This is a genomic window from Undibacterium sp. GW821-FHT11B02 (assembly GCF_058808955.1).
Genome location: NZ_JBXASD010000007.1, coordinates 39975 through 53704, shown reverse-complemented (window position 1 = coordinate 53704; position 13730 = coordinate 39975). Strand labels below are relative to the sequence as shown.

Annotated in this window: 13 protein-coding genes and 1 pseudogene; 3 read left to right on the top strand and 11 right to left on the bottom strand. The window is 50.7% G+C overall.

Annotated features, from left to right (window positions below; all coding sequences use genetic code 11):
• Positions 1-10 precede the first annotated feature (10 nt).
• Positions 11-970, bottom strand: a complete 960-nt coding sequence (locus AC1RVX_RS15990; protein WP_493217597.1) for a bile acid:sodium symporter family protein — start codon at positions 968-970, stop codon at positions 11-13.
• Between the two features lie 206 nt (positions 971-1176).
• Between AC1RVX_RS15990 and AC1RVX_RS15985 the strand changes: the two genes are divergently transcribed.
• The gene (locus AC1RVX_RS15985; RefSeq protein WP_493217596.1) at positions 1177-1620 is read left to right on the top strand and encodes a GNAT family N-acetyltransferase; all 444 of its coding nucleotides are present in this window, start codon (positions 1177-1179) and stop codon (positions 1618-1620) included.
• A gap of 8 nt (positions 1621-1628) precedes the next feature.
• Here AC1RVX_RS15985 and AC1RVX_RS15980 read toward each other — a convergent pair whose 3' ends face one another.
• Positions 1629-2090 (bottom strand): acyl-CoA thioesterase, encoded by a 462-nt coding sequence (locus AC1RVX_RS15980; protein WP_493217595.1) that lies wholly within the window; start codon positions 2088-2090, stop codon positions 1629-1631.
• A gap of 73 nt (positions 2091-2163) precedes the next feature.
• Positions 2164-3648: a 4-hydroxy-3-polyprenylbenzoate decarboxylase gene (gene ubiD, locus AC1RVX_RS15975; RefSeq protein ID WP_493217943.1), complete on the bottom strand. Its 1485-nt coding sequence runs from the start codon at positions 3646-3648 to the stop codon at positions 2164-2166.
• 488 nt (positions 3649-4136) lie between these two features.
• On the opposite strand from ubiD, the gene AC1RVX_RS15970 reads away from it, so the two are divergent.
• The gene (locus AC1RVX_RS15970; protein ID WP_493217594.1) at positions 4137-5066 is read left to right on the top strand and encodes a transglycosylase SLT domain-containing protein; all 930 of its coding nucleotides are present in this window, start codon (positions 4137-4139) and stop codon (positions 5064-5066) included.
• A gap of 125 nt (positions 5067-5191) precedes the next feature.
• On the opposite strand, the gene AC1RVX_RS15965 is transcribed toward AC1RVX_RS15970, so the two are convergent.
• From AC1RVX_RS15965 to AC1RVX_RS15940, 6 genes are all read right to left on the bottom strand, one after another.
• A complete protein-coding gene (locus tag AC1RVX_RS15965) occupies positions 5192-6364 on the bottom strand; it encodes a pyridoxal phosphate-dependent aminotransferase (protein ID WP_493217593.1) in 1173 nt (390 codons plus the stop codon).
• A gap of 212 nt (positions 6365-6576) precedes the next feature.
• Positions 6577-7041, bottom strand: coding sequence for a transcription antitermination factor NusB (nusB, locus tag AC1RVX_RS15960; protein WP_493217592.1), 465 nt, complete (start codon positions 7039-7041; stop codon positions 6577-6579).
• Positions 7042-7088: 47 nt separating this feature from the next.
• Positions 7089-7586, bottom strand: coding sequence for a 6,7-dimethyl-8-ribityllumazine synthase (gene ribH / locus AC1RVX_RS15955; RefSeq protein ID WP_186945612.1), 498 nt, complete (start codon positions 7584-7586; stop codon positions 7089-7091).
• Between the two features lie 94 nt (positions 7587-7680).
• Entirely contained in the window at positions 7681-8802 is a 1122-nt protein-coding gene (ribBA, locus tag AC1RVX_RS15950; protein WP_493217591.1) for a bifunctional 3,4-dihydroxy-2-butanone-4-phosphate synthase/GTP cyclohydrolase II, read from the bottom strand.
• Positions 8803-8979: 177 nt separating this feature from the next.
• Positions 8980-9861: a PhzF family phenazine biosynthesis protein gene (locus AC1RVX_RS15945; protein WP_493217590.1), complete on the bottom strand. Its 882-nt coding sequence runs from the start codon at positions 9859-9861 to the stop codon at positions 8980-8982.
• A complete protein-coding gene (locus AC1RVX_RS15940; RefSeq protein WP_493217589.1) occupies positions 9858-10847 on the bottom strand; it encodes an XdhC family protein in 990 nt (329 codons plus the stop codon). The genes AC1RVX_RS15945 and AC1RVX_RS15940 overlap by 4 nt, the downstream gene beginning before the upstream one ends.
• Positions 10848-11035: 188 nt before the next feature.
• On the opposite strand from AC1RVX_RS15940, the gene AC1RVX_RS15935 reads away from it, so the two are divergent.
• Positions 11036-12511 (top strand): peptide MFS transporter, encoded by a 1476-nt coding sequence (locus AC1RVX_RS15935; protein ID WP_493217588.1) that lies wholly within the window; start codon positions 11036-11038, stop codon positions 12509-12511.
• A 47-nt stretch (positions 12512-12558) separates the two neighbouring features.
• Here the strand turns inward: AC1RVX_RS15935 and AC1RVX_RS15930 are convergent, their stop codons facing one another.
• Both AC1RVX_RS15930 and AC1RVX_RS15925 read right to left on the bottom strand, forming a co-directional pair.
• Positions 12559-12804 carry a DUF1653 domain-containing protein gene (locus tag AC1RVX_RS15930; protein WP_493217942.1) on the bottom strand — a complete coding sequence of 82 codons (246 nt, stop codon included), beginning with the start codon at positions 12802-12804 and terminating at the stop codon, positions 12559-12561.
• Between the two features lie 18 nt (positions 12805-12822).
• Positions 12823-13434, bottom strand: a pseudogene (locus tag AC1RVX_RS15925) (3'-5' exonuclease); the annotation flags it as partial.
• Between the last annotated feature and the right edge of the window lie 296 nt (positions 13435-13730).

Below are 13730 nucleotides of genomic sequence, written 5' to 3'. Positions count from 1 at the left end.
GTTTGACTCCTTATCTTTTTGCGTAGCGTTGCGCCATCACGGCACATACCATCAACTGTAACTGGTGAAATAGCATCAATGGTAATAAGACCATACCTACGGCATGACTGGCAAATAAAACTTTGGCCATGGGTACGCCACTGGCAAGGCTTTTTTTGGAACCGCAAAACACGATCGTGATCTCATCTTCCTTGCTGAACCCAAAACGGCGGCTGATGAACATGGTCAAGCCCATGATGATTGTCAGCATAAGTCCGCTGACAACCAGCAGGCTTAACAGCATCAGTGGCGGTAATTGCTGCCACAAGCCTTGCACCACTGCCTCGCTGAAAGCGACATACACCACCAGCAATATCGAACTTTGGTCCACCATTTTCAATATGCCTGCATATTTCTGCAACCAGGCCTGCAACCACGGACGCACCAGTTGACCAGCAACAAACGGCAGCAATAGCTGGTAGACAATTTTCAGCATGGCATCTATGGAAGAATGACTTTCGCCATGCGCCACGACGACCAGACTGACCAGCAAAGGGGTAATGAAAATACCCAGCATATTGCTGGCCGAGGCACTGCAGACCGCAGCCGGTACATTGCCGCGCGCCACCGACGTAAATGCGATAGACGATTGCACAGTGGAAGGCAAGACACACAAAAACAGAATGCCCACATAAAGTTCAGGCGTCAGCAAAGGTAATAATAAGGGCTTCAGACTCAGCCCCATCAGCGGAAAAACAGCAAAAGTAAATACCATGACCAGCAAATGCAAGCGCCAATGGGTAATACCCGCAAGTACAGCCTCGCGTGACAATTTGGCACCATGCATGAAAAACAGCAAGGCAATCATGCCAGTGGCCAGATGATCAAAACCGATTGCAACGCCTCCACGGGCGGGGAAAAGGCTGGCCAGAGCCACAACACAAAACAACAACATGGTCATGTTGTCGCGTAAAAAACGGGGTCGCTTCATAATGGATGCGAAAATTCGAGTTAGAGAGTTAAATTTGCTGTAGTACGCATAGATTGTACTTGAATAACGCAAGTCGCCATGGCTGCGCGTAATAGAACACCACAAACGTACTGATTGCATGTATTTAGCTTGACGATACAATAACGGTCCGCGCTGGCATCAGTTTTGCCAGTCAAAGATAAACCCAGAACCAGATCAAAAACCTGATGACCAATCCCTCCCGACTACATTTCCGACAAGCCAAGGCCGATGATGTCAGCACCGTCATGCGCATACGCCTTGCCGTCAAAGAAAACACGCTATCCAACCCCAACATTATCACGCGCCAGATGTACCTGGATTATCTTGATGCGCTGGGGCGCGGCTGGGTGGCAGAACTGGATGGCGAAATCCAGGGCTTCTCATATGCCGCACACGAAGACAGCAGCATCTGGGCCTTGTTCATCTCGCCCGAGCATGAAGGTAAGGGCATGGGTAAAGTCTTGCTGAAGCTGGCCGTCGATTACCTGTTTGAGTTGGGTAACAACGAAGTCAAACTGGGCACCAGCCCCAACACCCGGGCCGACCGCTTTTATGCGGCCCAGGGGTGGAAACGGGGTGAAATGAAAAATGCCAAAGAAGTGGCGTACACCTTCAGCAAGCCACTTTAGGTCGTAATCTATGTAGAAGCAGCGGTCGCTGGCACCACAGCTGGCAGATAAATATCACAAAACTCAGCAGGCATGCGGCGTGCGCGACCACTGCTCAACTCTATGCAGACCAGATCCCAGCGCCCCCTTAATACAGTGGCACCGTCACTATCGCGTATCAATTGAAAGCGCCTGTCCATGGTGAGTTTGCCATCGCTGGCAAACAACCAGGTGGCCAGTGTCAGTGGTTCACCCAGCAGGGTTGGCAATACATAATCATATTCCCCACGCCGTATCGCCATGGCCCGGTCCAGTCTGTGGTAATCGGCCAGGTTCAGCCCAAGGGTTTCTGAATGCCCCCATGCGACTTCTTCACACCAGCGCACATACACGGCATTGTTGGTGTGATTCAGCCCATCGATATCGCTGGCTTGCGGTGTAACAGACCGCGTGAACGGCTGCGGATAATCCCAAATTATTAAACTACTCATATATAGAGGATAAAAAATACGATATCTAAACCTGCATCTAAAACAGATCTAAAACAGATCTAAAACAAACACGTCACAAACCCAGCTCTTGCCAGATCTGGTCCACCCTCGCCTTCACTTCTGGCGTCATCTGTATGGTGGTACCCCATTCACGGCTGGTTTCACCCGGCCACTTATTGGTCGCGTCTATACCCATCTTGCTACCCAGCCCACTGACCGGAGAAGCGAAATCAAGATAGTCGATAGGCGTATTATCTACCAGCGTGGTGTCACGCAAGGGATCAACACGGGTGGTAATCGCCCAGATGACTTCTTTCCAGTCACGGATATTGACATCTTCATCTACCACCACGATGAACTTGGTATACATGAACTGACGCAAAAAACTCCAGACACCGAACATCACACGCTTGGCATGGCCGGCATAGGCTTTTTTCATCTGTACCACGGCCATGCGATAGCTACAGCCTTCCGGCGGCAAATAGAAATCAGTGATCTCGCTGAACTGCTTTTGCAGCAAGGGAATGAAAACTTCATTCAATGCCACACCAAGCACCGCTGGTTCATCCGGTGGTTTGCCTGTATACGTAGAGTGATAAATAGGATCACGCCGCATGGTAATGCGGTCTATAGTAAACACGGGGAACCAGTCTTGCTCATTGTAATAGCCAGTATGGTCGCCATACGGACCTTCCAGTGCATGTTCATAGCCACTGGGGTGATTGGCATCCGGATAGATATGCCCTTCCAGTACGATTTCTGCCGATGCTGGCACACGCAACTCGCTACCTATGGCTTTGACCAACTCGGTACGACTGCCGCGCAAGAGACCTGCGAACTGATATTCAGACAAACTATCCGGCACTGGTGTCACCGCACCTAATATAGTGGCCGGGTCAGCACCCAGGGCAACAGCGATGGGATAAGGCTGGCCTTTATTGACGATGCCGTGTTCACGAAAATCCAGCGCACCACCACGATGGGCAAGCCAGCGCATGATAACTTTATTGCGACCAAGGACCTGCTGTCTATATATACCCAGATTCTGACGTTTCTTATTTGGACCTTTAGTAATCACCAGACCCCAGGTAATCAGCGGTGCGATATCACCAGGCCAGCAATGCTGTATAGGTAAACGCGCAAGATCAACATCATTGCCTTCCCAAACGATCTCCTGACATTTGGCACCACGTAATTCTTTCGGTGACATGTCCCAGACTGCTTTGACCAATGAGCCAAGGCCAAGTATTTCCTTGAAACCCTTGGGTGGTTCCGGCTCTTTCAAGGCAGACAGCACATGCCCTATCTGACGTAATTCACTCAGGCTTTCTGCCCCCATGCCAAGTGCGACACGGCGTGTGGTACCGAACAGATTGCCAAGCACTGGTATGGTATGACCGCTTGGTTTGCTGAATAAAAGAGCAGGACCTTCTGCCCGCAAAGTGCGGTCGCAAATTTCCGTCATCTCCAAATACGGGGAAACTGGCAGGTCCACCCGTTTAAGTTCGTTTTTTTCTTGCAATTGAGAAATAAAATCTCTCAAATCAGAATATTTCATCATTTTTCGCTTTTTTGTATCTCTACACTAGGAACACTAGCATTTTCGGCCAAGTGTTTGATTTTATTGATCTTTGCTGCATCGCAGCACATTTCATCAGACATAAAAGTAATTAAAATTCATTTTGATAGTGTTGACTTGATATAAAACCGCCCCTACAATTCGCCCAACTTGATGAAGAGGTTAATGACTTCCGCCACTTTCGATACAAAGAAGGTTTCGCCAAACGGTAACATCATTCACGGGGATCGGGCCCCATATAACATTTTAAGGATTGTTTTCAAAAGGCGTCTGCCTTAACCCGAAAATAGTTGTTTGTCACTGGACACTCCATGACAGGTCTGACGGACCTGATTTGACAAACGGCTCCGGCGTCTTGTGTTCACACACTGGTGACAAAGACGATGTTTCTGATTCGCGGAAATAAGCAATATCCGTTTGGCTTTTAAATAAGTTGAATGATGCATCGCGAAGATTCAGGAGGTAACATGTTTCAACGTTTTATTTTAGCAGTACAAAGAAGCAGTATCGCTTCAACAGACAAGCGCCAGGCGCTGTCTTTGGTGGCGCGTGACACTACAAATGGTTTTATGACTATCGTTCGTCAATTGTTCATGATGTCTGGCGTTATTGCCATGACAGTATTGGCGACGATGTTTATTAAACCGGAACTGACTGACAAATTCAAAGACCTGTCCCCTTACGCCGAAGCAGAAGCGGAAGAGACAGCGGTAGCACCGGTACCTGCTCCCAATATCGCAGCCTTGATGCATACGCCGGGTCAGGCAGCCAGCAACCCTTACACGCAAGCTGGTATGTCTGAAGAAGACTCCAAAATGCTGGGCAACCAACGTCAACAGCAATGGGTCACCAATTGGCTGGCAAAACGCTATCACATTGCCAATGATGCCACCAATATGCTGGTATCTGCCGCGTATCTGACAGCCAAGGAAATCAAGCTTGATCCTTTGCTGATTCTGTCTGTTATGGCGATAGAATCCGGTCTGAATCCGTTTGCGGAAAGCCCGGTCGGCGCACAAGGTCTGATGCAGGTCATGTCCAAGGTACACCATGACAAGTTTCAGGAAATGGGCGGCGTTAAGGCTGCGCTGAACCCGGTTGCCAATATCAAGGTTGGTGCATTGATCCTGAAAGACTATGTCACTCGTGCAGGCTCTGTCGAAGCAGGACTGAAAATGTATGTCGGTGCTGCCGATGCAGAAAATGACTCTGGCTATGGCTCGCGCGTCTTGACTGAATACAAACGCCTGAAAGACGTTTCTACTGGCAAGAACGTACCAACCATATTCAATGCACCTGCTCCGGTTGCACGCCCAGTTGAAGTAGTCGGCAAACCAGAGGCAGTTGAAGTCAAAGCGCCTGTGGAAGTCAAAAAGGACCAGATCGCCACCCTGTAATCCAGACAGGATTCATTGCAGCACACCTCTTCAAGTATAGAAATGCCATCAGCATGAAAATGCTGGTGGCATTTTTATTTGTCCTATCCTCCCTGTTGCACTTCCTAACCAAGACTACCTCCCGATCAAGACTGTTTCCTGACCAGGAACTTCTTCAGGCGCGCGACTGCCTCTTGCAGATTTTTCAGGGAATTGGCATAAGAAATCCGCACATGGGTATGCGCAGTTGCCGGGCCAAAATCCAGGCCGGGTACGATCACCACGCCGGCCTCATTCAGCGCCTGCCTCGCAAACGCATCGGCATCATCTGAAAAAGCTGAGCAATCTGCATATACATAGAAAGCACCATCAGGGGTCACCGGCACATCAAAGCCCAATTCACGCAAGGCGGGGACGATATAGTCACGCCTGCGCTTGAATTCTGCCTTGCGTTCTTCATAGATCGCGATGGTGGCAGGTTCAAAACAGGCCAGTGCCGCATATTGCGCAACAGATGAAGGGCAGATGAACAGGTTCTGCGCGAGTTTTTCCAGTTGCGGTACTATCCTCTCTGGTACCACCAGCCAGCCAAGCCGCCAACCTGTCATATTGAAATACTTGCTGAAGCTATTGATGACCACCACATCGTCATCCAGCGACAGCGCAGAAAATGGCGCGTCGTCATACGAAAGGCGCTGGTAGATTTCATCGACGATTGTAAAGCCACCCAGTTCCTTGACGGTCGCTATGATTTTCTTCAGTTCTGTATGTTCAATCGAGGTACCGGTAGGATTGGATGGCGATGCCAGCAAGACACCGCTGCTTTGTGTATCCCACTGCTGGCGTACGATGGATTCCGTCAACTGGAAGCGATGTTCAGCCCCACTGGCTATTAATTTGGCCTTGCCTTCAAAGGCCGCCACGAAATGTCGGTTGCATGGATAACAGGGGTCAGGCATCAGCACTTCCCTGCCCGGCTCAACCAGAGCGGCACAGGCCAACAACAAGGCGGCAGAGGCACCGGCGGTCACAATAATCCGGTTGGTCGGCACTTCAATGCCATAGGTACGCAGATAATCGTCGGCAATGGCCTGGCGCAGTGCTGGCAAACCCAGTGCCGACGTATATTGCAAGCGGCCATCGGCCATGGCCCTGGTGGCGGCATCGATGACGGGCTGCGGCGCGGTAAAGTCTGGTTCTCCTATTCCCATATGGATGAGATGTCGGCCCTGGGCTTCCAGTGCTGCAGCCATCTTCATGAGTTCCATCACGTGAAAAGGGGCAATATTGTTGAGTCTCGATGCAAGATTATTGTGCATGCAGTATCCTGAAAAAACTTGTTGGTGCAGTAGTTATATAGGGCAAACGCAAAATTGTCCCAGCAAGGTGTCAGCGACGAAGACAGTGCTATGGTACGGCTAGGAGCTGCAACGCAGCTGGGGCGGTTTTGCGTTTGCCCTATTATAAAAAAGCCGCCTTATTTTTCAAAAAAATAAGGCGGCATTCACTCAATTCAATTGGGTCTTCGGCCTTATTTGCCAGCAGCCACCTCGGTAGCGCGCAATTTGGCAGCAACCTTGTCCAGCACGCCATTTACATATTTATGGCCATCCAGACCGCCAAATGATTTGGTCAGTTCAACCGCTTCATTGATGACGACGCGATAAGGGATTTCGATGTGATTCTTGAGCTCGTAAGCACCAATCAGCAAAGCGGCATGTTCAATCGGCGACAATTCAGCAATGCTGCGGTCGATCAGCGGGGCGATTTCTTCACGCAAGGTGATAGATTGTTTGATCGCGCCATGCAACAGGGAATCAAAATGTTCTCTGTCAGCCTTGTCAAAACCGTGCGCTTCACGGATATGGGCTTCAATCGCGCCCGAATCTTCATTGTTCAACAACCATTGATACACACCTTGCAAGGCAAATTCGCGCGCACGGTGACGTGGCGAACGGGTTTTGCTTGGATTGGCATGTTGGGATTTATTATTCATATCTTCTCTTACATTTTTTAAAGCTGGGGTGATCGTTGCGAAAACGATCAGGCATCATAGTGTACGTCTTCTGTGGCTTCTGCCAGTTCTTCCAGTGCCAGAGTGAGATTGGCCATCTCTACGGCAACACGGGCGGCATCACGACCTTTTTCCTGCATGCGAACTTCTGCCTGCTCATCATTTTCTGTGGTCAGGATGGCATTCGCAATCGGGATACCGGCATCGAGGCCAACGCGGGTAATGCCAGCGCCGGATTCATTCGATACCAGTTCAAAGTGATAAGTTTCACCACGGATGACAGCACCCAGGGCGATCAGGGCGTCAAACTGGTTGGTTTCTGCCAGTTTTTGCAGGGCCAGTGGCACTTCCAGTGCGCCTGGTACAGTCACATGCAGGATGTCTTCGTTCAATACACCCAGCAATGACAATTCAGCCAGGCAGGCATCCAGCAAACCCTTACCGACGTTTTCATTAAAGCGCGCCTGTACGATACCAACACGTACACCTGCACCATCCAGATTTGCTTCGTAATGTCCAACTGTCATGATGTTCTTTCTTGCGCTGTTGCGCTTGATAATTGATATGGGGATGAGGACAGCATATCAGGCCGGCAGCTCAACCGCCCGCCTTTCGTTCTCATCACGGTTTGTCTGAGCAAGGCTTGTCCAAATAACCAACAACTTCCAGATTAAATCCCGTCATGGATGGCATTTTGCGTGGATTGGCCAGCAATTTCATCTTGCCGACACCCACATCCTTCAAAATCTGTGCACCGATACCGTAATTGCGCAAATCCATGCGGGCAGCGCGGCTCACTGGTTTGGCTTCAGGTGTATCAAGCGCCTTGAACTGGTCAAACATCTGGTCGGCAGTTTCTTCGCAATTGAGCAAAACGATAACACCCGAATCCGATTTCTGGATGGCTGCCATGGCTGCAGCCACATTCCATGAATGCGTGGTGGCCTGGCTTTCCAGCAGATCAAGTATGGAAACAGGTTGATGCACACGCACCAGGGCTGCTTTTTCTGGCGTGATATCGCCATGTACCAGGGCCAGATGGGCAGAGCCGCTAGGCTTGTCACGATACACGATTGCCTTGAAGCTGCCATGTACGGTATGCATTTCACGCTCGGCAACGCGGTCAACAATGCTTTCTGTCTGGCTACGATAATGGATAAGATCAGCAATGGTGCCGATTTTCATGTCATGTTCACGGGCGAATTCTATCAGGTCAGGCAGACGGGCCATGGTGCCGTCATCCTTCATGATTTCGCAAATCACGGATGCGGGCGTCAGGCCAGCCAGTTCTGTCAGGTCACAACCTGCCTCGGTATGGCCGGCGCGCATCAGCACTCCGCCCCTTTGCGCCTTGAGCGGGAAAATATGGCCTGGCTGGACAATATCAGCCGCAGTAGATTTTTTATCAACAGCGACTTGTACAGTACGAGCGCGGTCTGCTGCCGAGATACCGGTGGTGACGCCCTCTGCCGCTTCGATGGATACGGTGAAATTGGTGCCAAAAGAAGTCCCATTGCGACTGGTCATCATGGCCAGGTTTAATTGTTCGCAACGCTCTTCGGTCAGTGTCAGGCAAATCAGGCCGCGACCAAACTTGGCCATGAAGTTGATGGCTTCAGGGGTGACGAATTCGGCGGCCATAATCAGGTCGCCTTCGTTTTCACGATCTTCTTCATCAACCAGTATTACCATGCGACCAGCGCGCAATTCGGCAACGATTTCCTGGGTAGTAGACATGCTCATAGGGGAATATTCTGAACCGGGCCACCGACACAATGACAGAAGCAATGTAGTCGCACCACGGATTTTTCAGTGCAAATGAATGAAGTCGCTATTTTAAAGGATTTACGCCTGCTCTTCCTGTGCTTTATCTTGATTTATAGCGGATTTCTTGCCGATACATGTGAGTTTGGCGATGGTTTATTCGATTTGAACCTGTCCCTGGGCGATTTCCCTGACTCTGCCACCTACCCGTATGGCTTGATCTTTTGTCACTTCAAGGTATAAGCGGCATGGCCGCCCCATCTGCACACCCTGATTAATCACCATACTGACTGGCACCGCCTGTCCCTGCGCCATCCACCAGCCGCCCAGGTTGGCGCAGGCGGAACCAGTGCCAGGGTCCTCGCTAAAACCGCCATCTGAACGCGCAAAGACATAACGCGCTGTTACCCGCCTGGGTTCTACATTATCTACAGACTCATCAAAGGCAAACACATAGGCCATCCTGCGACCTGCCCGGTTGGCTGGCCAACTTGCCAATTGCGCACTGTCCGGCTGCGCTTTGGCAACAGCATCGGCTGACTTCAGTGGCACCAGCAATTGTTCACTGCCGGTATTCACCCATACAGGGGTGGACAGCAAATCAGCTTCCTGCAAGCCCAGCATTGCTGCTACCTGTGCTGATGGCAGTTCACAAGGCCGGGTCTGCACCTCACCGTGATGTGGTGCCACAAGTGTCCAGATACCTTGTTGATCCAGCGTCATGGGAATGATACCCGCCTTGCATTCCAGGCCAAACTGCAACTCATTTTGCAACTGCTGGACAACATGAGCTGTGCCCAGGCTGGGATGGCCGGCAAAGGCCATTTCCATGTCCGGTGTAAAAATACGCATCCTGGCACTGGCATCAGCCTGTTCTGTTGGCAGGATGAAGCTGGTTTCCGACAAATTGAATTGCCTTGCCAGCGCCTGCATCTCGGCATCTGCCAAGCCATCTGCCTGCTCAAAGACGCACAGGGGATTGCCACCAAACTGGCTTTCAGCAAAAACATTCACCAGACGAAACGCATAATTTCTCATACCAGGGCCGCCTTGGCATGGGCGACATTGACTTCTGCTGGCAACAGCACGTTGTTTTTCACCGCCGTCAGTTCGGCCAGGATGGAAATGGCAATTTCAGCCGGAGTCTTGCTGCCTATATACAAGCCTATGGGGCCATGCAGTTTCGCCAGATCGGCATCAGTCAAATCAAATTCCTTCAGTCTTTCCCTGCGTTTGGCATTGTTCACGCGAGAACCTATGGCACCGACATAAAAAGCCTCTGACTTCAAAGCCTCCATCAGGGCAAGGTCATCCAGTTTGGGATCATGGGTCAGGGCCACGACCGCGCTGCGGCTGTCGAGCTGCATTTCCAGTATCAGGTCATCCGGCATGGCGTGGACCACTTTGACACCGTCGACATGCCAGCCATTGGTGTATTCTTCACGCGGATCACAAACGATCACCTGGTAATCCATCCCCAGCGCAATACTGGACAGAAAACGCGACAACTGCCCTGCCCCAATAATCAGCAATCTCCAGCGCGGGCCATGCACGGTCAACAGCATGTTTTCAGTCGCCACCAACTGTTGAGCGGGTGTAGCTGTTTCCAGCCTGACGTCGCCGGTACGCAGATCCAGTTGCCGGGACAACAGTTCATGCTGTTCCAGTCTCTGCAGTAATTCGCTGATACGGCTTCGCGCAGACAGTGGCTCTATACACAATTGTATGGTACCGCCACAGGGCAAGCCAAAACGATGGGCTTCGTCAGCGGTAATGCCATAAGTGACCAGTTCTGGTAATTCTCGCACGATGCCTTCGCGCTGCACACGTTCTATCAGGTCATCTTCTATGCAACCGCCCGACACCGAACCAACCACCTGTCCATTACTACCTATCGCCAGCGTCGCCCCTTCTGGCCTTGGGCTCGATCCCCAGGTCTTGACGACAGTGACCAGTTCACAGGCCATGCCGGCACGTATCCAGGCGTCACAGGTTTTCAGTACTTCCAAATCAATACTATCCATTACTTTACATTCAAATTAAAGAGCTGCTCGCCGTGCCCATGCACACAAGCGTCAACATACCAGAATATTGTCTTACATGCAGCGCCGGAATCGTCACAACATCCATATGACATCTGTATGACATTTAGAGGACTTAGCCGAGATTCTTTGCATTACAATGCCAGCCAAACCTATGCCCCGGAGGCCACTTGTCAACAATCAAACAAAAAATAGCCGCCATTCCGGAAGGTGCCGGCGCCCTGTTTTTCATACAGATTTTCGCCACCCTGGGTTTCGCCGTCCTGTATTCAACTTTGGTGTTGTATGCCACCAAAAAGCTGAACTTCAGTACCAAGGATGCCACTGCCATCATGGGCGTGTTCGGTGCATTCAATTATGGTCTGCATCTGTTTGGTGGTTATCTGGCGGGCAGGTTCATCAGCAATCGCAATCTGTTTGTTGGTGGCATGATCTTGCAGGTTATAGGTTGCGCCATGATTTCTACCGGCACATCCAGCATGCTGTACTGGGGCCTGGCCTTCTTCCTGACTGGCAGCGGCTTGAACGTTACCTGTCTGAACCTGATGCTGACCCAACGTTTCAAACCAGAAGACAATCGCCGTGAAAGTGCCTTTCTGTGGAATTATGCCGGGATGAACCTGGGTTTTTTCATCGGTTTTACTGCGGCCGGCTATTACCAGTTGCTGGAAGACTATTCCAGCCTGTTCATTTTTGCCACTATAGGTAATTTTATGGCGATTGTGCTGGCAGCGGTCAACTGGCGTGTCCTGTCCGATCTGAACACGACACTGCTGGATGCAACCCCACGCCAATTCCGCTGGCGCTTTCTGGTAGGTTTGCTGGTCATGGCTGGCCTGGTACCCCTGGTTGAATTCATGTTGCATAAGGCAGAAGGCACAGGCGACCTGATCATGATAGTCAGCGTCATCATAGGTTTGATATTGACAGCACTGACTGTCATCCACAAGGATAAGCGTGAACGCAAAAACATGTGTGCCTATATCATACTGACCCTGGGCTCACTGGTTTTCTGGACGCTGTATCAAATGGCCCCCATGGGCTTGCAGCTGTTCGCCGTCAATAATATTGACCGCATGGTCTGGGGTTATGAAGTCGCTCCGCAGTGGATACAGAATATCAATAGCTTCGTCATCATGTTTGGCGGCCCGTTGATGGCCATGCTGTTTGACAAACTGCGCGCGCGTGGCTGGAATATTGATATCCCACGCCAGTTCTCTGCCGCGCTGATATTAATTGGCATTGCATTCCTGGTGCTGCCACTGGGTATAAAGACCGCAGCCGCCAATGGCCTGGTTGCCTTCAAATGGATATTCATCAGCTATCTGCTGCAAAGCATCGCTGAATTACTGATCTCACCCATAGGCTATGCCATGATAGGAAAGCTGGCACCACGCCAGTATCAAGGCGTCATGATGGGAACCTGGATGCTGGTGACCGGCACGGCATCCATCCTGTCCAGCAAATTTTCGGGCCTGATACCAGAAGCGACGGAAGGCCTGCCCTCTCTGACCAACCCTACCTACAACTACATTTTCTCGGTTCTGGGCTGGGGCAGTGTAGTTGTCGGCATTGTACTTGTCATACTGATTCCGGTATTACGCAAGCTGATTACCGACGGGCCTGGCAAAACAGCAAAAGCCTGAAAGTTAAGCCTGCTCTTACCGTAATGGGGCAAGGCTGGCGCTGTGAATTATTCGGCAATGGGCGTGAAGCGCTGCACTTTCACGCCATTGATTTCCAGCATTTCAAAGAACACTGCCTTGGGCCGGGTCCAGACACTTCCATCATGTGAACGATAAACGATCACGGGGCTCAGGTCAGACTCTTGCGTCGCTTCGCATACCAGTTCATAGATGCCGCCCTTGTAATGGCGGTAACGCTGCACGGTGGCAGCCTTGGTGGAGATATTTTTGACTGCCTGTGCCGGGGGGATCATTTCAACCAGCGGTCCGGCACTTTGCTTTTTCAGAAAGGCGGGCACTTTCGCCGCGGTCAGTTTGTTCACATCTTGCAGCAGACGTGGGTCTATGCCGTTGAAACCATAGCGATCTCCCAGTTCCATAGCAATCCGCAGCATGAGTTTAGATGCGACTTCAGCGTCTGCTTCCGCCCTGTGTGCCGCACCTTTAAAGCGTATCCCCAGCGATGATGCCAGCGGCCCTAGGGAATAACTACTCAGCCCCGGAAATATGCGACGTGACAATTTCACAGAACAAATAAGCCCATCATAAGAAGGCCACAGCCCCAGGCGATCACTTTCTGCCAACAAGAATTTCTCGTCAAAACTGGCGTTATGTGCTGCCAGCGCATCGTTACCGATAAATTCCAGCAATTCCGGCATGACTTCCGATACAGGTGGGGCATGATCCACCATGGATTGGGTAATACCTGTCAATTCGGTAATAAAGTACGGAATACGCACGCGGCAATTGATCAGGGAAACATAACGATCCACAATTTCACCACCGGCTATGCGCAAGGCAGCCACTTCGGTAACACGCCCACCCTGCTCTGGCGTCATGCCCGAAGTTTCAAAGTCAATCATCACTACTGGTTTTTCAAACATCATTTTTTTCTCTGACGGGAACTAATCAATATCAATACAATCTACTAACAAGTCGCTTCAACAAAAAAGCTGAAGACGACTGCGGGACTTTTGCATCAAGCTCCAACTCTGGAAATTTCCAGTTCCCTGACATTATTCCTGATGACCGTATTGTAAACGCTGACTCATCTTGCCCAGCCTTTAACTTTGTCATCCAAAAGCATTTAGCACTTCTTCGTTGGCATCGTAGCCAGAGTCTGTCGATGGTATGTGTGATATTTCCATCGCCATGCATACAGCAATAAACAGACAGCGCA